Genomic DNA, 26,997 nt, shown 5'->3' on the forward strand with positions numbered 1-26,997 from the left:
CCCGATCCCGGTCCCCGATCCCGGTCACCCCGTCCTCGGTGGTGATCCGCAGGGTCACGAAGTTCCGGGAGGGGCTGGTGACGAACACTTCAGCGGCAATGATTTTCACAACAGGTCCTTATCTGCTCTAACGGGGATGTCTTAGTTGCCCGGCGCCAACGGATAGGACGGCCGGTCGCCGGCCGCGGCGGGCTGATGGCTGGGGGCTTAGCGCTGGGTGGTTCCGCTCGGCGTGGTCCCGAGCAGTGCCAGCTCCGCGCGGCCGGGCAGGCCTTCCCAGTCCCCCGCGGTGCTGACGGCGAAGGCTCCCGCCAGGGCGCCGCGCTGCAGGCGTCCGGCGGCGTCGGCGCCGTCGAGCAGGGCGGAGAGGTAGCCGGCGGTGAAAGCGTCCCCGGCCCCCACGGTATCGATGCTGGTCACGGGCACGGCGGGCACTTCCCAGCGCCCGTCGGCGGTGTGGACGCCGGCGCCGGCGGCGCCGCGTTTGACCACGACTTCCCGGACGCCGCGGTCCAGCAGTTCGGCGGCCATCGCTGTTTCGGCGGCATCTGCATCTGTATCGGCATCGCCGGGATGCGGTGTTCCCTCCCGGCCTGCCCCCACCGGGGCCGCGACCAGCCCGAGCTCGTCGTCGGAGGCGATCACGATGCTGGCGTGCCGGGCGAGCGGCGTGAGCGCAGCGCGGGCCTCCTCCCGGGTCCAGAGCTTGCTGCGGTAATTGACGTCGAGGGAGACCTCCATGCCTTCGGCGGCGGCGCGCTCGGCCGCGTACTCCACGGCCTTGTGGGCGTCCGGGCTGAGGGCGGCAGTGATGCCGGTCAGGTGCAGGATCCGGGCACCGGCGCTCAAGGCACAGTCCAGGTCCTCCCGGCCCAGGGTGGACCCGGCGGATCCGGCACGGTAGTAGAAGGCCCGGGTGACATCCGCGGTGCGTTGTTCAAGGAACATCACCCCGGTGTTCCTTGCGGCGTCCACCCGGTGCCGCAGCCTGATCCCCTCGGCGCGCAGCTGCCGCAGGATGTACTCCCCGTGCGGGTCGGCGCCGACCACCCCGGCCCAGGTGACGCTGTGCCCGAGCCGGGCGACCCCGACGGCCACGTTCGATTCTGCCCCGGCCACGTGCATCCCCAGGCTGCCGCCGGAGGACAACGGACCGGTGGACCGCAGCGAGACCATGGACTCGCCAAACGTCAGCAGGTCCACGGCCTGCGGGGCGGACGCGCTGTCGACGCCGGCCATCACCGCAGGCTCCCCGCGCGCGGGCGGCCAAATCCGGCGGCCAGGGCCACGAAACCGCGGGCCCGCTCCCGCATCGGGGCGAGGTCGCCGCCGGAGCCGGCGTCGCCGAACAGCGGTCCGCCGAGCCCCACGGCGATGGCGCCGGCTTTCCAGTAGCCCTCGGCCTCATCCAGCCCGACGCCGCCGACCGCGATGAAGGGGATCCCGGGGAACGGATCGCGGAGCGCCTTGAGGTAGCCCGGACCGCCGATGGAAGCGGGGAAGAGCTTGACCGCGGTGGCGCCGCGGTTCATGGCTTCGTGGGCCTCGCTGGGGGTCAGCGCACCGGCGAGCACGGGCACCCCCAGCCGGGCCGATTCGGCGATCGACTCTGCCAGCGACGGGGTCACCATGAACTGGCCGCCTGCCTCGGCAACCCGGTGCACGTCCCGGGCCGTCAGCACCGTTCCGGCACCCACGAAGCAGCCCGCGGGCGCGGCTGCGCGGACGTCGCGGATCGCTTCAAGGGCCCGCGGCGTGGTGAGCGCTATTTCGACGTACCGGAAGCCCTCCTCCATCGCCGCGAGGGCTGCCTTCGCCGCGGCCGCCCCGTCTGTGCCGCGCACAATTGCCACCAGCCGGCTTTCCTGGATGCCGGCCAGCAGCAGTTGGGGCGTCAGCGTGTTCTCCATGTCAGGCTTCTCCTTCGTCGGGGCAAACAGGTCAGGATCCGGCGTTCGGGCGTTCACCACTCGGCGAACGCGCCGTCGGGGTGCCGCCAGACGGGACCGCGCCAGGCATGCCCGCGCTTGTCCGCGGCCCGAACCACGGCCTCGTCGATCTCGATGCCCAGGCCCGGGCCGGTGAGCCGTTCGATGTGTCCGTCCACGAACTTCAGCGGGGACTTGTCCACTACATAGTCGAGGACTTCGGCGCCCTGGTTGTAGTGGATGCCGATGCTTTGCTCCTGGATCAGGAAGTTGGGTGTCGCGAAGCCCACCTGCAGGCAGGCGGCAAGCGCCAGCGGGCCCAGCGGGCAGTGCGGGGCGAGCTGGACCTCGTAGATTTCGGCGAGCGAGGCAATCTTGCGGACCTCGGTGATGCCGCCGGCATGGGAGAGGTCCGGCTGGGCCACGGCGATGCCGGCCTGCAGCGCGGGCAGGAATTCCTGCCGGCTGTAGAGCCGCTCGCCGGTGGAGACCGGCGTCGTGGTGGAGGACGTGAACTCGCGCAGCAGGTGCGTGTTTTCCGGGACCACCGGCTCTTCGAGGAAGAAGGGCCGGTACGGTTCCAGCAGCGGCGCCACCCGGCGGGCGTTGGCGAGGCTGAAGCGGCCGTGGAAGTCCACGGCGACGTCGCGGTGGTCGCCGAGGACCTCGCGGGCGGCGGCGACGCGGCGGACGACGCCGTCGAGCTCGGCCACAGAGGCGATGGGGCTCATCCGGCCGCTGGCGTTCATTTTGACGGCCGTCAGACCGACCTCCAACTGCGCGCTGATCTGGTCGGCCACCTCATTGGGCTCATCCCCGCCCACCCAGCCGTACATCCGGATCCGGTCCCGGACATGGCCGCCGAGCAGCTGGTGCACCGGCGTGTTGAAGTGCTTGCCGGCAATGTCCCAGAGCGCCTGGTCCAGGCCGGACACGGCGCTGGCCAGGATCGGCCCGCCACGGTAGAAGGACCCCTTGGTCATGACCTGCCAGTGGTCCTCGATCCGCAGCGCATCGTTGCCGATGAGCAGCTCCGAGAGCTGCTCGACGGCGGTGCGCACGGTTTCGCTGCGGCCTTCGCAGCTCGCCTCGCCCCAGCCGACGATCCCGCTCCCGGTCTCGATCCGGACGAAGAGCCAGCGCGGCGCGACAAGGAATGTTTCAATCCTGCTGATGAGTGTCATCTGTGGCCTAGCCCTTGGTCGCGCCGGCGGTCATGCCGGAGACGATGTACTTCTGCGTGAAGAGCGCAATGATCATGATCGGGATGGTGACCACGGTGGCGGCCGCCATGAGTCCGCCCCAGTCGATGCTGGCGTAGGAGACGAAGTCGAAGATCGCGACCGGCAGGGTCTTGGTCTTGGAGCCGGAGAGCACCAGGGCGAACATGAAGTTGTTCCACGAGAAAATGAAGGACAGGATGCCGGCGGTAGCCATGCCGGCGACGGAGAGCGGCAGCGTGATGCGGCGGAACGCGCCAATCGGGGTGAGGCCGTCCACCTGGGCCGACTCCTCCAGCTCCAGCGGCAGGGAATCGAAGTAGCTCATCATGATGTACACGATCAGCGGCAGCGAGACGAACATGTGGCTGAGGATCAGGACCTCGAAACCGCCCACCATCTTCAGGTTGGAGAAGACGTAGTACCAGGGCACCAGCAGGGAGACGCCGGGGATGACGCGGGCCATCAGGACCACGAGCGCCGAGCGGTGCATCGTGAACCGGCTCATGGCGTAGGCGGCGGGCACGCCCAGGACCAGCGACAGGGCCGTGGAGACGAAGGCCACCCAGAAGCTGTTGAAGATGAAGACGAAGTAGTTGTTCCGCTGCAGCACATTGGCGTAGTTCTCGAATGTGGGGGTGAACAAGAACGACTTGCCGGTGTCGTAGATGTCCACGTTGGTCTTGAGGGAGGCCAGCAGCATCCAGAACAGCGGGGCGATCAGGAACAGCACCACGGCCACCAGTGCGGCGACGCGGAACACCTTGTACGCGCGGGTGCCCAGCGGCTTCCGGGGGCGCGGCGCCGTCTTGGCCGGCTCGGCGGGGGCGGTTTGGGGTTCGGCGTTTTCGGTGTTTTCGGTGTTTTTGGACAGTACGGTCATTTGCTTACCGCTTTCTTGCGCATGGTCAGCAGCCACATGGAGCCGATGATGATCATGAAGAACAGGATCAGCACCGCGGAGGAGAGGCCGTACTGGTTGTAGTCGAAGCTCAGCCCGTAGGCGTAGACGTTGAGCGTCTCGACTTCGTGGAAGGACCCGCCGCCTTTGCCCTTGGTGGCGTAGAGGATGTCGAAGGTCTTCAGGGCGTCGATGCCCCGGAGCAGGATGGCGACGATCACGGTCGGCATCATGAGGGGCAGCGTGATGAAGAAGAAACGCTGGAAGGCGTTGGCGCCGTCCATCCGGGCCGCCTCGTCGGGTTCCTCGGAGAGGGAGGTCAGCCCGGCCAGCAGGATCAGGACCACCATGGGGGTCCACTGCCACACGTCCATGAAGATGGTGGTGCCCAGCGCCGTGTCCTGGCCGGAGAGCCAAGGCTGGGCGGGAATGCCGACCATGCCGAGCAGTTGGTTGACGAAGCCGATGTTGGGGTCGAAGATCAGCCTCCACATCATGCCGACCGCCACGGGGGTGGCGACGAGCGGAAGCAGGATGGCAACGCGGACCCACTTTTCGCCGCGGAACGGGCGCCACAGCAGCAGCGCGATGCACATGCCGAGCACCACCTCGCAGACGAGGGCAACGCCGGTGAAGCTGAGCGTTCGGCCGACGGCGGGCCAGAAGCGTTCGACGTCGGACAGGACCGTGAGGTAGTTCTGCAGGCCGACGAACTCGGAGGCAGCCCTTACCGAGCCCTGCGAATCGGTCAGGCTCAGGTACAGGGTCCAGGCCAGCGGGAAGACGATCAGGACGCCGACGAAGATCATGGCGGGGGCGGCGAAGAGCCACTTGCGGTGCCGGTTGGCCCAGCCCGAGAAGTTCTCGCGTGCGCTGGGTGGGCGGGCGGCCTTCCGGGTCGGCGCGCTGCGGGGAGGGGTCAATACAGACATGGTTCACCTAAGGAGTTGGGGGTGAAGTGAAGAGCTGGCCGCGGCGGGACGGCAGCGGACTGCCGTCCCGCCGGGCTCGATGGTGCGTCACGCGGGCAGTGCGTCAGGCGCGTAGCGCGCCGGCCGCGCTACTTCTTTTCGGTGTCCAGGAACTTCTGGAAGGCGTCGTGCGCCGTGTCGGCTGCGGCGGAACCGTCAGAGCCGGTGATGGTGGCGACGATCGGGCCGCCCACGATTTCGCGGGCCTTGCCCACGGTGAGAACCTGGGGACGGTCGTGTCCGACGCCGTTCTTGGCGCTGGCGGTGATGGCCTCGGCGAGGTCCTTCGGGTACGTGGAGGTTCCGGCCGGGTCAGCCCAGACCGAGGCGCGCGGTCCGGGGACGCCGGCCTTCTGCGCCTCGAGGGTGCGTTCCTTGCTGGTGGCCCACTGGATGAACTTCCAGGCGTTGTCCTGGTTGCTCGATGCCTGGTTGACGGCGAGGCCCCAGGACGGGATGTTGTACGGCTTGGAACCGGCGGGGCCGGCGGGCAGGGCGGCGAAGCCGACCGTGTCGGCGACCTTGGACTTGGCCGGGTCGGTGGCGTTCTTGTAGAGCGAGTCGGCCTCGGTGTAGAAGGCGGCCTTGCCCTGCGTGAAGATTGCCATGGCCTCGGGCCAGCTCATGTCGGTGCTGACGTTGGCGGGGCCGTAGTTCTTGATCAGGCCGCCGTAGAACGCGTAGGCCTTCTTCGCGGCGTCGGAGTTGACGGCGGACTTGCCGCCGGCGTCGGTGAAGTCGCCGCCGAAGCTGTACAGGAAGCTGGAGAACTGGGTGACGGCGGCGGACTTGCCGGTGCGGGCCACGAAGCCGGCGGTGTCCGGGGAGGAAGCCTTGATGGCCTTGGCCGCGGCCTCGAGCTCGTCCATGGTCTTGGGAACTTCCAGGCCTGCGGCCTTCAGCAGGTCCTTGCGGTAGTAGAGGACTTCGCGCTCGGTGATGATCGGGACGCCGACCACTTTGCCGTCAGCGGTGGTGGCCTTGACGGGGCCCTCCTGGTAGTCCTTCCAGTCCCACGCGGCGTCCGAGGAGACCTTGGACGTCAGGTCCGCGAGGTAGCCGTTCTTCGCGAACGCCTTGCCTTCCTGGAGCGGGCGGTACATCATCACGTCGATCTCGTCGCTGCCGGCATTGAGCTTGACGTTGTACTGGTCCGAGAGCTGGTCTTCGCCCAGTTGGGTCAGTTCGACCTTGAGCCCGCTGGACTTCTCGAATTCCGGAATGGCGGCCTTGATGCCTTCGGTCCAGACATGGTTTGCGAGAGTGACCCGGACGGTGCCGGAGGTCTTGGCGTCGGTGCTGCCGCTGGCTCCGCCGCAGGCAGTCAACCCCAGGGACAGGACCGCGGCAACAGCCGCGTACTTCGCAATTGAACGTCGCTTCATTACGACTTCCTTTGGTTTTCAGGGCTGGCGAGAACATCCAGCCGACTGCAAATGCATCTTTACATCCGCTCTGGAAGCGATCATAGAGAAATAAAGCAGACTTAAACAAGACCCTTGCGTCCACCAGTATGATTTATTTATGAAAACTCCAAAGGCGGAGCCAACAGCAGACCTGCATGCCGTGCTGCTCCAGAACCTGGGGCTTGCCATCGCCGAAGGGACGCTGGCGCCGCACTCGATCCTGCGCCTGGACGAGATTGAGGCCCAGCACAACGTCTCCCGGTCCGTGGTGCGGGAAGCCACCCGCGTGCTGTCCTCAAAGGGGATGCTGGAGTCGCGGCGGCGGCTGGGGACGGTGGTGCAGCCGGAGGAATCGTGGAACGCGTACGACCCCCAGGTGATCCGCTGGCGGCTTGCGTCGTCAAAGCGGCTGGAGCAACTGCAGGCCCTGAACGAGCTACGCGGGGCAATCGAACCGCAGGCCGCCCGGCTCGCCGCCGGGCGGGCATCCTGGGATGCCGGGAGCGACCTCGTGTCGCTGGCCGCGAGGCTGTGGGCGTCCGGCCAGCGCGGGGACCGGGACGAGTTTTTGCGGCTCGACATCGAATTCCACGCGTCGGTGCTCCGGGCCTCCGGCAACGCCATGTTCGCCCAGCTGCACAACCTGGTCACCGAGGTGCTGACCGGGCGCACCGAGCACGGACTCATGCCGCACTTGCCGCACCACGAGGCCCTGCAGCTGCACGTGGATGTGGCCAGCGCCATTCAGCGCGGCGAGGCGGACGCCGCGCACGCCGCCATGAGCAGGATCGTGGAGCAGTCAACCGAGGAAATGGGCGACATCTGGTCCAGCTATCACGCCGGCTCCCCTGCCTCCCCGGAAGGGCAGCGCTCCCCCGAATGACAACGCGGGGTCACTTCCGGCCCATCCCCACCCCCCGGACCGGCGCCAGGTGACCCCGCGTTGCCTTGTTAGCTCGTTGCCTTGTTAGCGGCCGCCCTCGAGCTTCCGGCTGCGCTGTTCCTGGGCCATGGGCCCATACGGATAGACTCCGACGCGCGGCCGGCTGACCTCGGTCAGCCGCTCCGTCTCGCCTGCGGTGAGCCGCAGATCCGCGGCCGCGAGATTGTCTGCCAGCTGCCCGGTGGTGCGGGCGCCCAGGATCACCGAGGTGACCGCCGGCCGGTCCGCCAGCCAGGCCAGCGCCACCTGGGAAGGGCTCACGCCATGGCGCCCGGCGGTCTCCTCCACCTCGGCAATCACGTCCCAAGTGCGCGGATCGGCGTTGCGGGCCTCCCAGGCCTCCATCCCCCGCTTCGGGTTTTCGCCGAGCCTTGTCGCCCCGGCCGGCGGCTGGTCGCGCTTGTACTTGCCGGACAGCCACCCGCCACCCAGCGGCGACCATGGCAGCAGCCCGATCCCGGCGTCGAGTGAGGCCGGCACAACTTCCGACTCGATCTCCCGGACCAGCAGGCTGTACTGAGGCTGCAGCGTCACCGGGGCGCTCCAGCCATGGGCCTTCGCCACATGGACAGCCTTGGTCAACTGCCAGCCCAGGAAGTTGGAGAAGCCGTAGTAGGCGATTTTGCCGCTGGTGACGGCGTCGTGCAGGAACCGGAGGGTCTCCTCGAGGGGCGTGACCGGATCCCAGGCGTGCAGCTGGTAGAGATCGATCTGTTCCACGCCCAGCCGGCGCAGCGAGTCATCGAGTGCCCGGACCAGGTGCCGGCGGGAGGTTCCGACGTCGTTGGGCGCCCGGCCCATGGGGAAGCGGCCCTTCGTGGCCACCACCGCCCGGTCCCGGACCTCGGCCCGGTCCGCCAGCCACCGGCCGATGATTTCCTCCGACACCCCCGTGCTGTAGACGTCGGCGGTGTCGATGAAGTTGCCGCCCGCCGCGAAGTAGTCATCGAGGATCGCGCGGGATTGCTCCTCGGTGGCCTCGGCGCCGAAAGTCATGGTGCCCAGCGCGTAGTTGGAGACGACGGCGCCGCTGTTGCCCAGGGTGCGGTATTGCATGGAGCTCCTCAAATTGGGGTCAGTCTTCCGTGGGGGTGGTGCGCAGCGGGTGGTAGTTCCGCCAGGTGTGCTCCGGGGCGTAGCCCAGCAGCCGCTTGGCCTTGTCGATCGAGAGCATGGTCTCGTGCTCGGCCAGGTCCTTGACCACTTTCACGTTCGGGAACACCTCGGCGGCGAGGCTGGCGCTGGAGCGGCTCATCACCGTGTCCTCGTTGGCGATGATTAACGCCTCGAAGCCGGGTTTGCCGTGCTCCAGGGCGCGGGCCACGGCCTGCGCGCCGTCCCGGCCGTCAATGTAGCCCCAGAGATTCCACTTGCGCGCCCGGGCGTCGTGGTCGAAGGAGGGGAATTCCTCATAGTCCTCCGGGTCCATCACATTGGAGAACCGCAGGCCGGTGATGCTCAGGTCCGGGTCCCAGCGGGTCAGCTGGATGGCCATCTGCTCCTCAAGGTGTTTGACCAGGGAGTACGTGCTTTCCGGCCGGGCGGGGTAGTCCTCGTCCACCGGGATGTAGGGAGGGTCGACGTCGAAAGGCAGCCCCAGCACCGTCTCACTGGACGCGTAGACGATCTTCTTGATCCCGGCCCGGCGGGCAGCCTGGAACACGTTGTAGGTGGACTGCATGTTGTTCTCGAAGGTGGCGGCATCAGGGGCATGGCCCGGTGCGGGAATCGCGGCCAGGTGCACCACGGCGTCAAAGCCGGCATGGCGGTCCTCCAGGCCCAGGAACACATCCACCACCTGGCCGTAATTGCGCAGGTCCACCTCCGTGAAGCCGCGGCCGCGCACGCCGGTGCGGTCCAGGTTGGTCACCTCGTGCCCGTCATCGCTGAGCCGCCGCACGACGTTTCGGCCCAGCTTTCCGCTTCCTCCAGTAACAGCAACTCGCATCAGGAACTCCTCGGGTGGCAGGCTCGGCTGACCGTCATGGTCCGGCCGGGGGCCGGCACCTGCTCCGGTGCCGGCGCTCACCGTTCCACCCTAAGGGGAGGCGGCCGCGGTGCCCAGCCCCGCGTGACTTTCGGCCCTAGGCAGTCCCGGGGGCAGGGGCAAGGCTGGGGAACATGAACGGTGATCAGCGCATTGTCGTGGGTGTGGACGGTTCCGAGTTTTCGACGACGGCGCTCCGCCTCGCCGGGCGCATGTCCACGGGGCTGAACATCCCGTTGGAAATCATCACCTGCCTGGGAACTTCCGATTTCTTCCTTGCATCCCACCTTCCGGAGGACAGAACGCCCACCCTCGATGAGCTGGAGGAGACCGCCGAACGCCTCGTGGACCAGTCACTGGAGCGGGCCTTCGGCGAATCGCGTCCGGAAGGACTCACCCGCTCGGTCAAATTCGGGGCGCCGGCCAAGGTCCTCATCGAGGAAAGCCAGCACGCCGAGTTGCTCGTGGTGGGCCGGCGCGGCAAGGGCGGCTTTCTCCATCAGGTCATGGGCTCGGTGAGCGGGGCCTGCGCGGCCCACTCCCACTGCCCGGTGGTGGTGGTCGGCCCGGACTCGGACGACCTCCGGGGCCGGACCAGCGGATGAGGTCCCTCGCGTGAGCGGTCCGCACGTTCCCGGCCGGTTGCGCGGACCGCTCGCGGCGCTGGCTGCGGCATCGGCGGGCGCAGCCTACGTCCTGGCTGTCCGGCCGCGGCTCCTGCGCTGGGGGGCCACCACCCAGGAGGCAGCCGGCCCGCTCGCCGGGGACGAGATCGTGCCCGCCCCGCGCATGCAAAGCACCCGTGCGGTCACCATTGCGGCGCCGGTGGCAGAGGTCTGGCCATGGCTGGTCCAGATGGGCGCCGGGCGCGGCGGCTTCTACTCCTACGACTGGCTCGAACGCGGCGCGGGTCTGGGCATCCGGAATGCGGACCGGATTCTCCCGGAGCTGCAGCGCCTGAAAGTAGGCGACATTGTTCCGATGTCCCCCGACGGCGGCCTTCCGGTCAGGCTCCTCCAGTCCGGTTCGGTGCTGGGGCTGGGCGGAACCATCGATCTGCGCACGGGGACGATGTCGCCGGCAGGGGTCCGTCCCACCGGGCGCCGGCTGGACATCAGCTGGACGTTCGTGTTGCGGCCCGCTGGCCCCCAGGCCACCAGGCTCCTGTCCCGCACCCGGTACGACTTTTCGCCCCTGGCGGAGGGGCTGGCCCTGCGGGCACTGCTGGAACCGGTGCAGTTCCTGATGGAACGGCGGATGCTCCTGGGGATCCGGTCCAGGGCAGAGGGCCGCCGGAGCTAGGGTCCGGGCCCCTTCGTGACCCCGGCCCTGCTGGTTCTGGCCCCCCTCAGACGCCCGCTGCCCGCGCGCTGGCACCGTTCGGGGGCAGCAGGTAGTCGACAAACCAGTCCCGCGCCAGGATGGCCGCCGCCGCGAGCGTGCCCGGCTCTTCGAACAAGTGCGTCGCCCCCTGCACAACGGCGAGCTGGCTGGGGCTGCGCATCATCGCTTTCGCCCGGCGGTTGAGTTCCAGGACCTCGTGGTCCAGGCTCCCCACGATCAGGAGCGTGGGCGCTTTGACGGCGGACAACCGCGGGCCGGCGAGGTCGGGGCGGCCACCGCGGGACACGACGGCCGCGATCCGGGCCGACGGCTCCGACGCCGCCCACAAGGCAGCCCCGGCTCCCGTGCTCGCACCGAAATAGCCCACAGCGCAGGAGGCCGTATCTGCCCGGGTGGAAAGCCAGTCCGTTGCCGAGGACAGCCTGCGGGCCAGGAGTTCGATGTCAAAGACGTTGGCGCGGTGGCGCTCCTCCGCCGGCGTCAGCAGGTCCAGCAGCAGTGTGCCGAGACCGGCCTGCTGCAGGACACCGGCCACGTACCGGTTCCGGGGGCTGTGGCGGCTGCTGCCGCTGCCATGGGCGAACAGCACCACGGCCCGCGCCGGCACCGGCAGGTAGAGCTGGGCCTGGAGCCGCACCCCGCGGGACGGGATTTCCACTTCCTCGTGGACGTCGGCGGCGCTGTCGGTGCGGGTCGCCGTCGAGGTCCAGAATGGCGGCGGTGCGGCCTCGACGCGTTTGGCCGCAAGATCGAGCAGGCGCAGCACCTCGTCGTCGTCAGTGGGCGAGAAGTCCCGGTAGTGGTATCCGACGGCGGTGAACTGGCGCGGCGTCGCCAGGCAGACCACTTCGTCCGGTTCTGTCAGGTCTGCGAGGGTCTCGGCGGGGGCAACCGGAACGGCCAGGATCACGCGGGCCGCACCCTGTTTACGGGCGACCCGGCAGGCCGCCCGGGCGGTGGAGCCGGTGGCGATCCCGTCGTCGACGATCACCGCGATGCGTCCGGTCAGGTCGTGCCGGGTCCGGCCCTTCCGGAACAGGACCACGCGGTTTTCCAGCACGGCGCGTTCGCGTTCTTCAACGGCTTGGAGTTCCTCGCCGCTGACCCGTGAATGGGCCAGGACTTCCTCGTCCAGGACTTTGGCGCCGCCTTCACCGATCGCCCCCATGGCGAGCTCGGGCTGGTAGGGAAGCCCAAGTTTCCGCACCACAATCACATCCAGGGGAGCGTCCAGGGCGGCGGCGACTTCGAAGGCTACGGGCACGCCGCCGCGCGGCAGGCCCAGGACCACAATGTCCTGGCCCCGCAATTCCGCCAGACGCCTGCCGAGCTGCCTGCCGGCGTCCACCCTGTCTTCAAAGATGCTCATGGGCTATGGCTTTCAAGTCGAAGCGTGGGCCATCGGCCATCAGTCGTGTGCTGCTGAAACTGGTGCGCTCCTACGGGTTCCCCAAACCCGAACAGGACCAGGTGGCCGCTGCCTCCAACTATCCGCCCGCGGCCGAACCCCTGTGAGGGCCTTTATGCCCGAGTTTGCGTCGACGGCGCCAGCCCGGGCGCCGGTGGACGAGGAGCGGCTTCGCCGGGATGCTGAAGCGGGCGGCCCGCCGGGCAATGCGGTGGGCCCGGCCGCGGTGCCGGAGCGCCACCGGCCGGCCAGGGACAGGCTGCTGGGCGGCCCGGGCGTAGAACCAGACTTTCGCCACTTCGACCAGAACCAGGTACACCGCGGCCATCCCGAGCAAGGCGAGGAAGAACGGAACAGGCAGCGGATCGAAGCCCAGCACGCCGGCCAGGGGCGAGAACGGCAGGTACACCCCCAGGGTCACCACCCCCAGGGAGGCGCCGACCAGTCCCAGCGACGGCCTGCTCCGGAAGAAGGGCACGCGCCGGGTCCGGATGACGAAGATGATCAGTGTCTGCGTGACGATGGACTCGATGAACCAGCCGGCGCGGAATTCGCCGGGAACCGCGTCGAGGACGAACAGCATCAGGGCGAAGGTCGCGAAGTCGAAGATAGAGCTGATCGGGCCAAACAGGAACATGAAACGCCGGATGAAGCCGATGTCCCAGTGCGATGGGGCCACCAGCTGTTCCTTGTCCACGCGGTCGCCCGGAATGGCCAGCTGGCCGGCATCGTAGAGCAGGTTGTTGAGCAGAATCTGGCCCGGCAGCATGGGCAGGAAACTCAACAGCACGGAGGCCGTGGCCGCACTGAACATGTTGCCGAAGTTGCTGGACGTGCCCATGAGAACGTACTTGATGGTGTTGGCGAAGATCCGCCGGCCTTCCATGACGCCCTCAGCCAACACCCCCAGGTCCTTGTCCAGCAGAACGACGTCGGCGGCGTCCTTGGCGACGTCGGTGGCGCTGTCGACCGAGATGCCGATGTCCGCGGCATGCAGTGCCAGGGCGTCGTTGACGCCGTCGCCCATGAACCCGACGGCGCCGCCGCTTAGCCGCAGCAGCCGGATGATCCGTGCCTTCTGTTCGGGCGATACGCGGGCGAAGATGCTGGCCTCCCGTGCGGCGGCGGCCAACTCCGGATCGGACATTGCCTCCACGGCGGCGCCGCTGAGCGTTCCGCCGGAGAGGACGCCGAGCTCGTCACAGACCTTTTCGGCGACCCGGGCGTTGTCGCCGGTGGCGATCTTGACCGTAATGCCGAGCGCCTCGAGCTGGTCAAGCGAGCCGCGGGCATTGGCTTTGGGCCGGTCCAGGAAGATGAGGAACCCGGCAAGGACCAGGTCCTTCTCGTCGGATGGCGTCAGGTCCTCCAGCCCGCCCGCGGGTCGCGTTCCGACAGCTATCACCCGGGATCCGGCGTCGAACTGCTTGTCCAGCATCGCCTGCACGTCCGCCGGCGTGCCCACGCAGAGGGCCAGGACATCTTCCGGCGAGCCTTTTGTGATGATGCGTGCAGGTCCGTTGGCCTCGCGCACCAGCACGCTGGTCCGACGGCGCTGGTGGTCGAAGTCTATGACGTCCAGGCGTTCGTAGCGCTCCGGCCGGAAGGCCGCCGCGTCGGATGATTCCCAGAGTGCGGCATCCAAGGGGTTCAGGCCGACCGCAGAGAGTTTCGCCTCGGCGTATTCGGCCTCTGTCGCCAACAGCCCGAGCGTGAGCAGCTCGGCGGGCGGGATGCCCGGGCCGACGGGCAGCGCGGCGGTAAAGCTGATCCGGCCCTCGGTCAGCGTCCCGGTCTTGTCCGTGACCAGGATGTCCATGTCGCCCAGGTCCTCGATGCAGACCAGGCGCTTCACCAGGACCTTGCGCCGAGCCAGTTGCCGGGTTCCCGTGGCCAGGCTGGTGCTGACCACCGCGGGCAGCAGCTGCGGAGTGATGCCGACCGCGATCGCCAGGGAGAACAGCAGCGATTCGATCACTGGCCGGTGCAGCAGCAGGTTCGCGACGAAGATGAGCGAGCTCAGTCCGATGGCCACCTGCAGCAACAGGAAGGAGAACCGTTTCAGGCCCAGCTGAAACTCGGTCTGCGGCTGCCGTTCGCCCAGGCCCAGTGCAATCCGGCCGAATTCCGCCCGGCCTCCGGTGGCGACCACCACCGCGGTACAACTGCCGGACTGAATCACGGTCCCCATGAAGAGGCAGCTGCTCAGCTCCGCCAGCGGCGCATCCTCCGGCACCGGCGCCGGGTCCTTGGCGACCGGCAGCGATTCCCCGGTCAGAATGCTTTCATCACACAGGAGGTCCTTCGCCGTCAGCACCCGCATGTCGGCCGGAATGATCGCGCCGATCCCCAGGTGGACGACGTCGCCGGGCACCAGCGCGGTGACGTCGATTTCGCCTTGGACCCCGTCGCGGACGACGACGGCGCGGTGCGTGACGCGGGAATGCAAGGCCTCCGCAGCGCGTTCGGCCCGGTATTCGTTGCTGAACCCCAGCCCGACACTGACCAGCAGGATCACGCCGATGACGATCGCGTTCGTGGGATCCCCGAGAAACAGTGAAAGCCCGGCGGTGATGAGCAGGAGGATCAGGATGGGGCTGGCCAATTGCCGGCCCAGCACCGACCACCCGCTGGCCATGTGGGTCCGCACCGCATTCGGCCCCAATTCCGCCAGGCGCCTGACCGCTTCGGCACCACTCAGTCCATTCCCGCCCGAGCCCAGCTCTTCCAACACGGCGGCGACGGGCCGGCCCGCGGCGTGGGCGATCGCCAGCGGGGCGGAGGGCGAGTCCTTGACGTCCAGCTCTGGCATGCGGATCCGTTCACGACAATTCGTTTAAGGCACAGCTTATGCCCGGGACGAACGGTTCAGGAGCCGTCGGACCAGTGCCTGTATGGAACCTGCGTTTCCCGGATGTATATACTCTCCCGGTACGGTTTTGCAGCGAGCCGTTGGATTGTTCTTCGATCCGGCCGCTGCCGTATCCGCCACTTGCCGCGGTGGGAAGCATGGCCGGGTCGTCTTGACCTGAGTGAAACGGCACAACAGATAAGTGGTCAGCGAGTCAACCGCAAATTCAATAAACCAGCACCTGCATGAACTGGTGCTCAGCAGCTCCGACGTCGAGGACTTCCTCGGTGAGCTCGCCCGCGTGTCCGCGCGCAGCCTGTCCGAGCCCGGGGACGAAATCCTGTGCGGCATCACGCTCCTGCGGGAAAGGAAGGCGGCCACCGTCGCGAGCAGCAGCCCCGCCGCGCAGGCCATGGACGAAATCCAGTACGCCTTCGGCGACGGTCCTTGCATGACGGCTTCCCGGGAACAGGAAACCGTCCACGTTGAGGACCTGGTTCTGGATGGCCGCTGGCCGCAGTACGCCGCCACGGTGCGCGGACATGGCTTCCGGTCCATCCTGGCGCTGCCGTTCCTGCTCGAAGGCGAGACCCGCGCCGCCCTGAACCTATATTCGCACCGGCCGGGCCGGTTCGACGAGCGCGCCACGGAACTTGCCCGTGACTTCGTCCACCAGACATCCATGGCCCTGCGCCTCGCTGTCCGGTTCGCGCACAGCAGCGATACAGCCGCCGACCTCAAAACCACCCTGGAGACGCGGACCGTGATCGACGTCGCCGTCGGCATCATCATGGCGCAGAACCGCTGCAGCCAGGCCGAGGCGTTCGAGCTCCTGAAGTCTGCCTCCAGCGCCCGGAACATCAAGCTCCACGCCGTCGCGGCCGGGGTGGTCGAGTCACTCGGCCAGGGCCCCACCCGGACCCACTTCGACGTCTAACCCCGTCCCTGAGCAGCCCCTGCGTCAGGCCGGGCTTCCGGGCAGCGGCTCGCCCGCGGCCGCGCCAAGGCCCGTGAACGCTAGAATGCCGTCCCGCACCTCGAGGGCCCGGTTGTGCTGGACGACGTGCCCGGTTCCCTGCACCTCCAGCAGCCGCCCGCGGCTGGCGAGCCCGGCCAGCCGGCGGCACCAGTCTGCATCCGCGATGGGGTCGTTGGCGCCGCGCACCACGAGGACCGGTGCGCTGACGCCGGCGATCTTCTGTTCCATGGGGTACTCCATCATGACCTGCAGGGTCTTGAAGTACCAGGACGGGCCGCACCGCAGGTAGTCGGTGAAAACCAAGGCGTTCGAGGAGGGGCTCTCATAGAACAGGCAGTCACGGCCCAGCGCCAGGGCCGTCCGCGCCACCGTGCCGCGCCGGGGGTCCACCACGGGACCCATCAGAACCACATTCGAGATCCGTCCCGGTTCCTGAAGGGACGCCTCCAGGGCCATCTGTGTTCCCATCGAGTGCCCCACCAGCACTATTTCCGCAACGCCAAATTGTTCCATGGCGCCAAGGATGTAGCGGGCGTGGTCGGCAATGGAGAGCGTGTACGCGGGCTTGGGTGTGGCGCCGAATCCCGGCAGGTCGATGGAGTAGGTCTCCACCGATCCGGCCAGGATCCGGTGCAGCCGGCGCAGGTAACGGTGGGACGCGCCGATTCCGTGGATGAGCACGACGGCGGGCGCGGACCCGCCAGCCATTTCGCGCGAGGCGAAGACGTGGCCGGCGTGGCCCGCGACCGAAATCTCCAGACGGACCGGATCGGTCATGCTGTGCACGACCGCGGCGCGGAGCACGGGTACGGGGGGGACCGCGTGGCAGCAGCCGGGGTCATGGAGGGCTCGATTCGTTGCCGGGTGGTCGGCCCAGTCTAGTAAGCCTGCTGGCTAGATCCCTGCCGCCGTGCGGGACGGCCGGCCGTTTCAGGCTGATCCCGGCGGATCAGGTGTCCCGTTTGTCCCGCTCTTCGAACTCCTCATCGAGGTCATAGTGCCGGAATTCCGTCTCCGGATTCGGCTCCCCCTCCACCACGTACTCATAGTCCAGCTGGCGCTCGACTTGGCTGTCGAGGACCTGAAGATCCTTGTCCGGAACCTTGCTGAGGTCCTCCGGGAAGTCATCTTCCGGGCTGAGGTGCAGCTTCTCGGTCATTGCATGCCTCCCTTGGCCAGGGGACGGACTCGTGCCTGCACTGTCCTGGCTGCATCTAGGATAGCGCTAGCTGCCGGCCGGGCCGATGGCCCCTCCTAGGCGGGCTCGGAACCGACGTTCACCAGCCAGTCCACACCAAACCTGTCCTTGCACATGCCGAAAATGTCGCCCCACGGTGCCCTCTCCAGCGGCATCGCGATGGTGCCGCCTTCGGCCAGCTTGTCGAAGTAGCCACGGAGCTCAGCTTCGTCGGACCCGCTGAGGGAGACGGAAAAGTTGTTGCCCGGGGTGTAAGCCATGCTGTTGGGCGTGTCCGCGCCCATCAGCACCATGCCCGCGTCCGTCCTGAGCTGGGCATGCATGATCTTCTCCTGCTCCGCCGGGTCTTCGCTGGCGTGGTATTCGGCGAAGGTACTCATCGTCAGTTCGCCGCCGAACACCGACTGGTAGAAGGTCATGGCCTCTTGCGCGTTGTCGCGGAAGCCGAGGTAGGGATTGAGCGTAGTCATGTCCGAAACTCCTTGCTGCTGGGGGCGCCGGCCGGGGCGGCAACGACGACGGTGCACGGTACAGGGCATATCCTGCCGCAAAACCGGCAGCGTGGGTAGGTGCCCGGCAGCGGAACCGGGCCGCCGACGACAAAGCAGCTGAAGGGCCAGCCGGAAGCCTCCGACGGCGGCCTTTGCCGCCACCACGACCTGCTCGTCAGTCCAGATCGCGCCGGCATTCTTGAGGTCCGTCTGGAGCGTGTGGTACGAGGTCAGGTTCCTGCCGCTGACCACGCCGGCGTCGATGAGCAGCCACGGGCCGTGGCAGATGGCGGCGACGGGCTTGTGCTGCTCGAAGAAGGCCCGAGTGAACGCCTGGGCGTCCTTGTCGACTCTGAGGTGATCGGCGTTGACCACGCCGCCGGGGATGACCAGGGCGTGGAAGTCGGCGGCGTCGGCCTGCCCCACGGCGAGGTCGACCGCGAACGTCTGCCCTTTTTCGGTGCCGTCATAGCCCTGCAGCCCTCCGCTCTTCGGCGAGACCAGGGTTGGCACGCCCCCGGCTTCCTTCACGGCATCCCACGGGCTGGTCAGCTCCACTTGCTCCACACCGTCGGTCAGCAGGAACGCAACTTTCTTGCCCGAAAGGTTGTGCTCTGACATATGTCCTCCTCGTGCCGGGGCGCGGGCCGGGCGGCACTTGTTCAGTGCCGGCGCCAGCGCAGACTCTCAGTTGGCTTGCAGTCTTAACTCTAGGAAGCCGCCAAGTCGTAAGCAAGCTGATGATGCGTTGTGGAGCCGCGGACAGCAGCGGACGGGAAGCTGAGAGAATGGGCCAATGGAAGTCGCTTTCGGGCTACTGGCCCTCGTCGCCATCGTCTGTGCCGGCAGCGCGCTGGGCCAAAAGATCAACGTCTCCGTCCCCCTGCTGCTGGTGCTGGCCGGCGTCGTGTGCTCGTTCCTCCCGTTTGTTCCGACCATCGAGCTGAACCCCGAACTCGTTCTGGTCGGGCTGTTGCCGCCGCTGCTCTACGCTGCGGCGCTGCAAACCTCGCTGTTCGATTTCGGTTCCAACCGCCGCTCCATTGGCCTGTTGTCAGTGGGCTACGTCATTTTCGGCACCGTCAGCGTCGGGCTGGTGGTCGCCTGGCTGTTTCCAGAGATCCCGTTGGCGGCCGCCATGGCCCTGGGTGCGGTCGTCGCGCCCCCGGACGCCGTGGCCGCGACGGCGATTGCGCGAAAGGTGGGCATGCCCCGCAGGATTGTCACCATCCTGGAGGGCGAATCGCTGGTCAACGACGCCACGGCGCTGGTCTGCCTGCGTGCTGCCATCGCCGCCATCGCCGGAGCTGTCTCCGCAGCGGAGATCGCCGGCGGGTTCGTCCTGGCGGCCGGCGGGGGCGTGGTGGTGGGGGTTGCCGCGGCTTTCGTGCTCACCGCGCTCCGCAAGCGGATCCGCAACGTGGCCATCAACACCTCCACTTCGCTGATCGCCCCGCTCGTGGCCTACCTCCCGGCGGAAGCGATCCACGCCTCCGGCGTCCTGGCCGTCGTCGTTACCGGGCTGATCATGGGGACCAAAGCGCCGTCCATGCCAAACGGGGCGGCACGGCTGAGCCAGCGCAGCAATTGGCACACTGTCCAGTTCCTGCTGGAGAATTCCGTTTTCCTCCTGATCGGGCTGCAGGTCCGGACCATCATCGAGGGCGTCCGGGATGACTCGCTGGGGCCGGAACGGATCTGGTTCGGCTGCGCCGCCGTGCTCCTGGCCGTGCTGATCCTGCGCCCGGTCTGGGTCTTCCCCACCACGTACCTGCCGCGGCTCATTCCCGCGGTCCGGCGCAAGGATCCCGCGCCGCCGTGGCAGTATCCGGCGATCGTCTCCTGGGCCGGCATGCGCGGCGTGGTGACCCTGGCCGCCGTCCTGGTCCTGCCGGCAGGGCTGGAGCACCGGTCCGTCCTGATCCTGATGGCCCTCGTGGTGGTGGGCGGCACGCTGACCCTGCAGGGCTTCACGCTCCCGGCCCTGGTCCGGTGGCTGGGTGTGTTGGGGCCGGACCCGCGCGAGGACGCGCTAAACGAGGCTTCGCTGATGCAGATGGCGACGGCGGCGGGCGTGCAGCGGCTCCAGGAACTGCGTTCGGACGCCGATCCCCCGGAAGTCGTGGCGATGCTGAAACGGCGCACCCAGGAGCGCGGGCTGGCCGCGTGGGAACGGCTGGGCCGTCCGTCCGCCGAAGCCGCCACCCCCAGCCAGCGGTACGCCCAACTCCGGCTGGCGATGCTGGACGCCGAGCGCACCAAAGTCCTCGAGCTGCGGCGCGGCGGCGGGTACGCGCACGAGGTCCTGGTCAACGTCCTTGACCGCCTCGACGTCGAAGAGTCCATGCTGGACGCTGCATTGGAGGAACCGGACGCGGACGGCGGCAGCGGCGGCGAGGGCATCGCCCGGCCCCGCGGAGTTTGTCCGCACCTGGAGTCCGCACCGGATCTCGTCGTCCCGCCCGGTCCCTTCTGTGAGGCGTGCGAACGGGAGGGGACGACGACGGTGCATCTGCGGATGTGCCTGCAGTGCGGCAACGTGGCCTGTTGCGATTCCTCACCGGGAACCCACGCGTACAAGCACTTCCAGCTCAGCGGCCACCCCGTCATGCGCAGCGTCGAGCCGGGCGAGGACTGGCGCTGGTGCTACCCGGACGAGCTCCTGGGCTAGGCCGCAGGCGCCGGCCGGCGCCGTCCGGCCCGTCCCGCCCGTACCCGGGCGCCCCTGTTCACCGCACCGCCCCCTCCGTAGGCTGGAAGGGGACCTGCTGGAAGGGAACCTGGGAAGAGAAGGCGACCCGCCGCCGTCGGACGAAAAGAGGACACCGTGGACAACCAAGACATCCTGGAGCGCATCAAGGCCCTGGTGGAGGAGGAACACGGCCTCCGCGAAGGCTCAACCCAGGCCGGCGGGAGCGGAGCCCCGGACATCCTCCGGCTGCAGCAGGTGGAAGAACAGCTGGATCAGTGCTGGGATCTGCTCCGCCAGCGGCGCGCGAAAAAAGACTATGGCGAGAACCCGGACGAGGCGGAGGTGCGGCCGGTCAGCGAGGTCGAGGGCTACCAAAGCTAGCCCCCGGCCCTGACCTGACAGGCTGGCAGGCAGGCCATGCGGATCGCGCTGCTGGGAGACGTCATGCTGGGCCGGCTGGTGAACCGGCACCTGGCAACGGCCAGGCCTGCCTACCCGTGGGGCGACACCCTGGAGCTCCTGAAGCAGGCGGATGTTCGCATCGCCAACCTCGAGTGTGTCCTGGCGGCCGGCGGCGAGCCCGAGCCCGGCAAGATCTTCCATTTCCGCTCGGACCCGAAGAACGTCGCCAGCCTCCTCGCCGCCGGGATCGACGCCGTCTCGCTGGCCAACAACCATGTCCTGGATTTCGGCCAGGCCGCGTTCGCTGAGATGCTGCCGGCGCTGGACGGCTGCGGCATCCTCCATGCCGGGGCCGGCGCGGACCTGGAGGCGGCCCGCCGTCCGGCCGTGTGGCGCGTGGGCGCCGTCGCCGTCGGATTCATTGCCTTCACGGACAACGAGCCCGGCTGGGAGGCCGGCCCGGCGGCTCCCGGGGTCTACTACGTCCCGGTGGACGATATTTCCGTGAACGACGGCGGCCGGGGCCGGCGGGACGGCCTCCTGGAATTGGTCGCCAGGACCAAGGCCCGCGTGCAGGTCCTCATCGTGTCGGCCCATTGGGGAGGGAACTGGGGCTACGAGGTCCCGGCCGGGCATCGGGACCTTGCCCGGGACCTCATCGAGGCCGGGGCCGACGTCGTGTTCGGCCACTCGCCGCACATATTCCGCGGCGTCGGCATCCACCGGAACCGTCCCATCATCTACAGCGCCGGGGACTTCATTGACGATTATGCGGTGGACCCCGTCGAGCGCAATGACCAGTCCTTCGTGTTCATGCTCGAGACCGACGCCGGCGCACCACGGACGCTTCGGCTGCATCCGACGATCATCGCCGGATTTCAGGCCCGCCTGGCCCGCGGGTCGGCCCCCGATATTGCCGCCCGGATGCAGCGGCTGAGCGGCCAACTGGGCACGTTGGGCAGCTGGAACGCGGCCGGCCGCTGCCTGGAGATTCCGCTCGACAGCCCGCCAGGCACATGAGGCTCCGTTTACATTCCTGAAACATGCCGGTCACGCGAACTTCACGCCGTCGCGATTCCCGTAACGTGCCCGCAACTTTCCGCCCCACGGCCGGAAACATGGCTCCGCGAGGATTAAATCCGGATCGGGGGGCCGGCGGCGACGTGTCCCGGTACGGAAGACTGACGAGAAGGGACCCGCCGGTGGAGCTCACTGCTGGAAGCGTCTGGATGATTGTGTCGGCAGCGATGGTTCTGCTGATGACCCCGGCCCTGGGCCTGTTTTACGGCGGCATGACCCGGGCCAAGGCCTCGCTCAACATGATGATGATGAGCTTCGTCTCGGTCGGGATCGTCGGGGTGGTGTGGGTCCTCTGGGGCTACTCGATGAGCACCGGGCAGGGCGTCCTCGGCCTCTTCGGCAACCCGTTCGCGAGCTTCGGCCTGAGCAACGTCATCGGATCGCCGGACCTGATCAAGGCCGGCTACAGCGCCACATTCGCTATCCTCACTGTGGCCCTCATCAGCGGCGCCATCGCGGACCGCGCGAAGTTCACCTCTTGGGCCCTCTTCGTCCCCATCTGGATCACCCTCGTGTACTGCCCGCTGGCCTTCATGGTCTGGGGCGGCGGCCTCATGAGTGCCGGCGGCGCCGTGAGTGCCGTGTTCGGCCAGGTCATCGACTTCGCCGGCGGCACCGTGGTGGAAATCGCGTCCGGAACCGCAGCCCTGGTCCTGGTCCTGATCCTGGGCAACCGGCACGGCTTCGGCAAGGACCCCGGCCACCGCCCCCACAACATCCCCTTCATCATGCTCGGCGCGGGCATCCTGTGGTTCGGCTGGTTCGGCTTCAACGCCGGCGCCGCCACCACCGTGGAGCAGGCCGGCCTGATCTGGGTGAACACCCTGGCCGCCCCCGCCGCGGCCATGATCAGCTGGCTGGTGACGGAAAAGGTCCGCCACGGCCACCACACCTCTTTGGGCGCGGCGTCCGGCGCCGTTGCCGGCCTGGTGGCCATTACGCCCTCGTGCGCCAACATCAGCCCCCTCGCCGCGCTGGGCCTGGGCTTCGTGGCCGGTGCGGCCTGCGCGGTGTTCGTGGACCTGAAATTCAAGTTTGGCTTCGATGACTCGCTCGACGTCGTCGGCGTCCACCTCGGCGGCGGCCTGATCGGCACCCTCGCCCTCGGTTTCATTGCCCTGCCGGTGGACGGTGCCGGCGGCGGGCTGTTCTACGGCGGCGGGCTCCACCAGGTCATCGCTCAGGCCGTGGCCGTCCTCATCACCGTGGCGGTGTCCGGCCTCGGGACCGCGGTGATCGGACTGGCCATCCACAAGACGCTGGGCTTCCGGGTCAGCCGCGAGGATGAACTCGCCGGCGTGGACCGGTCCGAACACGCCGAGACCGCATATGCCTTTGCCGAACTGGGTTTCAGCCGGTTCAACCCGTTCGGCCACCACGACGGCGCGGCGCACGCCGCGACGTCGGCCCACGCGGCGACGTCGGCCCACGCGGCCGGCCGGGCACCGGAAAACGCATCCGCACGTGCAAAGGAGGACAGCCTCGTCTGAGGCGACCGCCGGGTCCGGCACAAGTTTTTCCAAAGGGCCCGGGTGTAAGACGCGGCCGGAGGCTTAAGATATGGGCGGGGGGCACTCGAATTAGCGAACTCGCTTAATGGGAGGCCACGATGTTCAGCCAAGCCAGCCGCAAGGCATCAAAACCGAAGCTAACATCGGTGGCGCGGACCCCGCGCAGACACCGGCGCAGCTCCCTTCCCAGACCGGACACAGATTGGTTCGGGCGCGGGCTGGCCTCGCTGGCGGCCTTTGCCCTGGTGGCTGGCGGCGGCCTGGTGGCGGCAGCTCCATCGAACGCCGCCGGCCCGGCGCAAAACTACATCGTGGTGCTCAAGGACGGCGTCGTGGACGCCGGAGCGGCGGCGGCCGCCCAGCAAAGCGCCTACGGATTTGCGACGTCGAAGGTCTACCGCAATGCCGTGAAGGGCTACTCTGCCAACCTGACGGCGGCCCAGGCGCAACGCATCCAGGCCGACCCGAACGTCGACTTCGTTACCGCGGGCCGGACCTTCCAGAATCCGCAGGATCCTGGAACCTCGGCCACGCAGGAGACACCGTTTTGGCGGAAGCGGATCGCCGGGACCAGTTCCGACGTCCGTAAGGCCCTCGACAAGGGGCCAAGCCGGATCAATGTCAACGTCGCCGTGATCGACAGCGGCATCGACGCGACCCACCCGGACCTGAATGTCAAGGGCGGGGTTGACTGCCAGTCCGGCTCGCCCGTGGATGTGACCCCCGTTGATGTCATGGGGCACGGGACGTTCGTCGCCGGTGTGATCGGCGCCCGGAACAACCGCTTGGGCGTGATTGGGACCGCCCCGGGCACCCCGCTCTGGTCCGTCCGCGTGGTTGACGACGCCGGCCTGATCTCCGAGGAGATGCTGATCTGCGCGATTGACTGGGTGACGTCGACGCACAAGGATGACGACGACAGCAACGACATCGCCGTGGCCAACATCAGCATCGCCGGCGGCGCCCCGGACACGCCTAACTGCGGCAAGGGCACGGATCCGATGCACTACGCCATTTGCCGCTCGGTCCGGGCCGGTGTCACCTACGCCGTCGCGGCCGGCAACGCCGGTGAGGACTTCGCCAACACGGTCCCGGCCACGTACGACCAAGTGCTGACCGCCACCGCCATGGGCGACTTCGACGGAAAGTCCGGCGGGGATGCCGCCGCCGTCTGCGGCCCGGACGACTTTTCGAAGTACGGGCAAAAGGATGACCAGCAGGCATTCTTCTCCAACTTCGCCACCACGAGTGACGACAAGGCCCACACGGTCGCCGGCCCCGGAGTGTGCATGCTCTCCACCTGGCCCGGCGGCTACAACGTCAGCAACGGCACCAGCTTCGCCAGCCCGGCCGTGGCAGGATCCGTGGCCCTGTGCATCAGCCAGAAGGCCTGCACGGGCTCAGCCGAGCACGTCATGAAGCAGTACCTCGAGCTGACAAAGTCGTACTCGAAGCGGCACCATGACTACGGCTTCGACGGCGATCCCATCCACCCGGTCGGGGGGCAGTACTACGGATACCTGACCCAGACGGTGAGTTTCTGACGCTTCGGCGTGACGTACCGGCGTTGCCAATGGCGGACGTCGGTAGAGGTTCCCGGCAGGTCTCAGCCGAGGGCCAGGCTGCTGGTCTCAGCCCAGGGTCTCAGCCCTGGCTCTCAGCCCAGCAGCCGGCGCTCATAGGCGAAGGCCACCAGCTGGAGCCGGGTCCCGAGGCCCAGCTTGCCCAGCACGCTCCTGAGGTGTGTCTTGACAGTCGCCTCCGAAACGAACAGGCTTCCGGCGATCTCACCGTTGGCCAGCCCCTTGGCCGCGAGCAGGAAGACGTCCCGTTCCCGGGCAGAGAGCACTTCCAGCACGGACAGATCCGGCCCCCCGGCCGGCACGGTCCGGGCGGCATGCTGGAACAAATCCTGCACTGATCCCGGCGCAATCACGGAGTACCCGGCATACACGGTCCGGATCGCGGCGAGCAGGAACTCCGGTTCGGCGCTCTTGAGCAGGTAGCCGCTGGCCCCGGCGTGCACGGCGTCGACCACCGCCTGGTCCCGGTTGAACGTGGTCAGGGCGATGATCTTCGGCGCGCCGGTACCCGCGGCCTCCGCCTCACGCACGATCCGCCGGGTGGCGCCGACGCCGTCCAGGACCGGCATGCGCAGGTCCATGAGCATCACGTCGGGGCACCGTTCGACGGCGGATACCGCCGCCTGCGCGCCGTCGCCGGCTTCCCAGGCCATCGCCATGTCCGGCTGGCTCTCCACCAGCATCCGGATTCCCGCACGGAACAGCGCCTGGTCATCGACGATCGCCACGGTAATGGCCGCCCCGGCATCAGCCACGGTCGCCGGCTTCCTCCAGCGGCATTCCCGGGTGCGCTGCGGGACTTCCCGCGACAACCAGGTCCGGTTCCTCCGCGCCGGCAACGGCGGCGTCGGCAGTCCTTGTGCCGTAGGGGATGAAGACGGTCACCCGGTACTGTTCACCATCCGGGCCGGACGTCATCCAGCCTCCCGCGAGGTGGGCGCGTTCCCGCATCCCGGCGAGACCGCGGCCCACCCGCGTTTCGGCGGCGGGGTCCGGGCTGACCCTGGATGCGGCATCCGGGATGCCGGAGGCCACATGCAGGGTCAGCCCTGGGCCGCTCCAGTCCTGGTGCAGCCGCACCGCGGTGCCACGGCCGCCGTGTTTCAGGGCGTTGGTCAGGCATTCCTGGATGATCCGGAATACGGCGAGTTGCTGCCCGGCGGAGAGCTCGGCGGGCGCGCCGGACTCGCTCTGTTCAATTTCGAGGCTGCCCTGCATGCGTGCCACCAGGGGCCCGACGTCGCTGAGCCGGGGTTGGGGCGTGACAACGCCGTCGTCGTGCACGCCCTCGATGACGCGCTGCGCGTCCACCAGGGCGCTCCGGGCCGACGTCGCGATGTTCTCCAGGGCGTTCAACACGGCCTTGGGCTGGTCCTTGCTCAGGTAGCGGGTGCCGTCCGCCTGCGCCGCGATCACGGCGAGTGAGTGGGCCAGGACGTCGTGCAGGTCCCGGCCGATCCGGGTCCGTTCCTGCTCCACGATCAGGTCCACCTCCGCTTCCCTGAGGCTGGTCTGGGCGATGGTCCTGGCCCGGAACAGGCTGCCGCGTTCCTGGTACATGGCCAGCAGCAGTCCGACGGCGGCGCAGGCTGCCGCGATCACCAGCAGCAGCGAAAAGAGTTGCCAGCCGAAGTCCCGGAGCATCCACCGATCGCCGGTGTACGCAGGGGGAAACCAGCCGACGCCGTTGCCGTAGCGCCAGGACAGCATCAGGAAGGTCATGACGCCGGCGAACACCACGTTCGCGGCCGCCGCGATGAAGCGTGTCCTTCGCCGGGCCGTCCATTGGATGAAGGCCAGGGCCACGAACGCCCCGAGGTAGATGGCCCAGTGGTTGGCATACATCGCGGGAATGGCGTACCCCAGCTGGCCCGCGAGCAGCCCTGCCGTGAATCCGAGCGACGCGTAGGGCTTCCAGGCGGCGACGGCAATCGCTGCTGTCATGAGGATCAGCGGCCACGTCCCATCCCAGGTGTGGAGGCCCGGGCCCATCCGGCCGGCCTCGGCCACGCACCACAGCGTGAAGAAGAGAACGGCCGCCGCGGGGGCGCCCCAATGCCGCAAAACTTTCAGTAGTGGTTCCATGCTGTCACCCTATCCAC

Annotated in this window: 24 protein-coding genes and 1 pseudogene; 9 read left to right on the forward strand and 16 right to left on the reverse strand. The window is 68.2% G+C overall.

Annotation, left to right across the window (positions count from 1 at the left end; genetic code table 11):
* Positions 1-207: 207 nt before the first annotated feature.
* The 6 genes from AC1DXI_RS20165 to AC1DXI_RS20190 all read right to left on the reverse strand — a co-directional run bounded on the left by AC1DXI_RS20165 (position 208) and on the right by AC1DXI_RS20190 (position 6,405).
* Entirely contained in the window at positions 208-1,239 is a 1,032-nt protein-coding gene (locus tag AC1DXI_RS20165; RefSeq protein WP_476940057.1) for a sugar kinase, read from the reverse strand.
* On the reverse strand, positions 1,239-1,910 hold the full coding sequence (locus AC1DXI_RS20170) for a bifunctional 4-hydroxy-2-oxoglutarate aldolase/2-dehydro-3-deoxy-phosphogluconate aldolase (RefSeq protein ID WP_476940058.1): 672 nt from the start codon (positions 1,908-1,910) through the stop codon (positions 1,239-1,241). Before AC1DXI_RS20170 ends, AC1DXI_RS20165 begins: the two co-directional genes overlap by 1 nt.
* Positions 1,911-1,963: 53 nt before the next feature.
* Positions 1,964-3,112, reverse strand: a complete 1,149-nt coding sequence (gene dgoD / locus AC1DXI_RS20175) for a galactonate dehydratase (RefSeq protein ID WP_476940059.1) — start codon at positions 3,110-3,112, stop codon at positions 1,964-1,966.
* A gap of 7 nt (positions 3,113-3,119) precedes the next feature.
* Positions 3,120-4,031, reverse strand: coding sequence for a carbohydrate ABC transporter permease (locus tag AC1DXI_RS20180; protein WP_476940060.1), 912 nt, complete (start codon positions 4,029-4,031; stop codon positions 3,120-3,122).
* Positions 4,028-4,981, reverse strand: a complete 954-nt coding sequence (locus AC1DXI_RS20185) for a carbohydrate ABC transporter permease (protein ID WP_476940061.1) — start codon at positions 4,979-4,981, stop codon at positions 4,028-4,030. Before AC1DXI_RS20185 ends, AC1DXI_RS20180 begins: the two co-directional genes overlap by 4 nt.
* Positions 4,982-5,109: 128 nt before the next feature.
* Complete coding sequence (locus AC1DXI_RS20190; protein WP_476940062.1) at positions 5,110-6,405, reverse strand: ABC transporter substrate-binding protein; 1,296 nt, start codon at positions 6,403-6,405, stop codon at positions 5,110-5,112.
* 139 nt (positions 6,406-6,544) lie between these two features.
* On the opposite strand from AC1DXI_RS20190, the gene AC1DXI_RS20195 reads away from it, so the two are divergent.
* A complete protein-coding gene (locus AC1DXI_RS20195) occupies positions 6,545-7,309 on the forward strand; it encodes a FadR/GntR family transcriptional regulator (protein ID WP_476940063.1) in 765 nt (254 codons plus the stop codon).
* Positions 7,310-7,393: 84 nt separating this feature from the next.
* Here the strand turns inward: AC1DXI_RS20195 and AC1DXI_RS20200 are convergent, their stop codons facing one another.
* The gene (locus AC1DXI_RS20200; RefSeq protein ID WP_476940064.1) at positions 7,394-8,425 is read right to left on the reverse strand and encodes an aldo/keto reductase; all 1,032 of its coding nucleotides are present in this window, start codon (positions 8,423-8,425) and stop codon (positions 7,394-7,396) included.
* Between the two features lie 19 nt (positions 8,426-8,444).
* A complete protein-coding gene (locus tag AC1DXI_RS20205; RefSeq protein WP_476940065.1) occupies positions 8,445-9,317 on the reverse strand; it encodes an NAD-dependent epimerase/dehydratase family protein in 873 nt (290 codons plus the stop codon).
* A gap of 173 nt (positions 9,318-9,490) precedes the next feature.
* Here AC1DXI_RS20205 and AC1DXI_RS20210 point away from each other — a divergent pair, with 173 nt between their 5' ends.
* Together AC1DXI_RS20210 and AC1DXI_RS20215 are read left to right on the forward strand one after the other, a co-directional pair.
* Positions 9,491-9,961 (forward strand): universal stress protein, encoded by a 471-nt coding sequence (locus tag AC1DXI_RS20210; RefSeq protein ID WP_018775443.1) that lies wholly within the window; start codon positions 9,491-9,493, stop codon positions 9,959-9,961.
* Between the two features lie 10 nt (positions 9,962-9,971).
* Positions 9,972-10,658 (forward strand): SRPBCC family protein, encoded by a 687-nt coding sequence (locus tag AC1DXI_RS20215; RefSeq protein WP_476940066.1) that lies wholly within the window; start codon positions 9,972-9,974, stop codon positions 10,656-10,658.
* A 46-nt stretch (positions 10,659-10,704) separates the two neighbouring features.
* On the opposite strand, the gene AC1DXI_RS20220 is transcribed toward AC1DXI_RS20215, so the two are convergent.
* Both AC1DXI_RS20220 and mgtA read right to left on the reverse strand, forming a co-directional pair.
* Positions 10,705-12,069, reverse strand: a complete 1,365-nt coding sequence (locus tag AC1DXI_RS20220; RefSeq protein WP_476940067.1) for a phosphoribosyltransferase family protein — start codon at positions 12,067-12,069, stop codon at positions 10,705-10,707.
* Positions 12,070-12,187: 118 nt separating this feature from the next.
* The gene (mgtA, locus tag AC1DXI_RS20225; RefSeq protein ID WP_476940068.1) at positions 12,188-14,920 is read right to left on the reverse strand and encodes a magnesium-translocating P-type ATPase; all 2,733 of its coding nucleotides are present in this window, start codon (positions 14,918-14,920) and stop codon (positions 12,188-12,190) included.
* Positions 14,921-15,161: 241 nt separating this feature from the next.
* On the opposite strand from mgtA, the gene AC1DXI_RS20230 reads away from it, so the two are divergent.
* Positions 15,162-15,896 (forward strand): GAF and ANTAR domain-containing protein, encoded by a 735-nt coding sequence (locus AC1DXI_RS20230; RefSeq protein ID WP_476940069.1) that lies wholly within the window; start codon positions 15,162-15,164, stop codon positions 15,894-15,896.
* Between the two features lie 24 nt (positions 15,897-15,920).
* On the opposite strand, the gene AC1DXI_RS20235 is transcribed toward AC1DXI_RS20230, so the two are convergent.
* The 4 genes and pseudogenes from AC1DXI_RS20235 to AC1DXI_RS20250 form a co-directional block, all read right to left on the reverse strand.
* Positions 15,921-16,715 (reverse strand): alpha/beta fold hydrolase, encoded by a 795-nt coding sequence (locus tag AC1DXI_RS20235; RefSeq protein WP_476940070.1) that lies wholly within the window; start codon positions 16,713-16,715, stop codon positions 15,921-15,923.
* A gap of 172 nt (positions 16,716-16,887) precedes the next feature.
* A complete protein-coding gene (locus AC1DXI_RS20240) occupies positions 16,888-17,097 on the reverse strand; it encodes a hypothetical protein (protein ID WP_018775450.1) in 210 nt (69 codons plus the stop codon).
* 95 nt (positions 17,098-17,192) lie between these two features.
* Entirely contained in the window at positions 17,193-17,606 is a 414-nt protein-coding gene (locus AC1DXI_RS20245; RefSeq protein ID WP_476940093.1) for a VOC family protein, read from the reverse strand.
* Between the two features lie 183 nt (positions 17,607-17,789).
* A pseudogene (locus tag AC1DXI_RS20250) lies at positions 17,790-18,248 on the reverse strand (type 1 glutamine amidotransferase domain-containing protein); the annotation flags it as partial.
* 175 nt (positions 18,249-18,423) lie between these two features.
* On the opposite strand from AC1DXI_RS20250, the gene AC1DXI_RS20255 reads away from it, so the two are divergent.
* From AC1DXI_RS20255 to AC1DXI_RS20275, 5 genes are all read left to right on the forward strand, one after another.
* A complete protein-coding gene (locus AC1DXI_RS20255; protein ID WP_476940071.1) occupies positions 18,424-20,298 on the forward strand; it encodes a Na+/H+ antiporter in 1,875 nt (624 codons plus the stop codon).
* A 156-nt stretch (positions 20,299-20,454) separates the two neighbouring features.
* Entirely contained in the window at positions 20,455-20,700 is a 246-nt protein-coding gene (locus tag AC1DXI_RS20260) for a DUF2630 family protein (RefSeq protein ID WP_476940072.1), read from the forward strand.
* Between the two features lie 36 nt (positions 20,701-20,736).
* A complete protein-coding gene (locus AC1DXI_RS20265; protein WP_476940073.1) occupies positions 20,737-21,741 on the forward strand; it encodes a CapA family protein in 1,005 nt (334 codons plus the stop codon).
* 182 nt (positions 21,742-21,923) lie between these two features.
* Positions 21,924-23,291 carry an ammonium transporter gene (locus AC1DXI_RS20270; protein WP_476940074.1) on the forward strand — a complete coding sequence of 456 codons (1,368 nt, stop codon included), beginning with the start codon at positions 21,924-21,926 and terminating at the stop codon, positions 23,289-23,291.
* A gap of 119 nt (positions 23,292-23,410) precedes the next feature.
* Positions 23,411-24,856, forward strand: a complete 1,446-nt coding sequence (locus AC1DXI_RS20275; protein WP_476940075.1) for a S8 family peptidase — start codon at positions 23,411-23,413, stop codon at positions 24,854-24,856.
* A gap of 113 nt (positions 24,857-24,969) precedes the next feature.
* Here AC1DXI_RS20275 and AC1DXI_RS20280 read toward each other — a convergent pair whose 3' ends face one another.
* Together AC1DXI_RS20280 and AC1DXI_RS20285 are read right to left on the reverse strand one after the other, a co-directional pair.
* Positions 24,970-25,650: a response regulator gene (locus AC1DXI_RS20280; RefSeq protein WP_476940076.1), complete on the reverse strand. Its 681-nt coding sequence runs from the start codon at positions 25,648-25,650 to the stop codon at positions 24,970-24,972.
* Positions 25,643-26,980: a sensor histidine kinase gene (locus tag AC1DXI_RS20285; protein ID WP_476940077.1), complete on the reverse strand. Its 1,338-nt coding sequence runs from the start codon at positions 26,978-26,980 to the stop codon at positions 25,643-25,645. Before AC1DXI_RS20285 ends, AC1DXI_RS20280 begins: the two co-directional genes overlap by 8 nt.
* Positions 26,981-26,997: the final 17 nt, after the last annotated feature.

This window comes from Arthrobacter sp. P1_H7 (assembly GCF_056405215.1).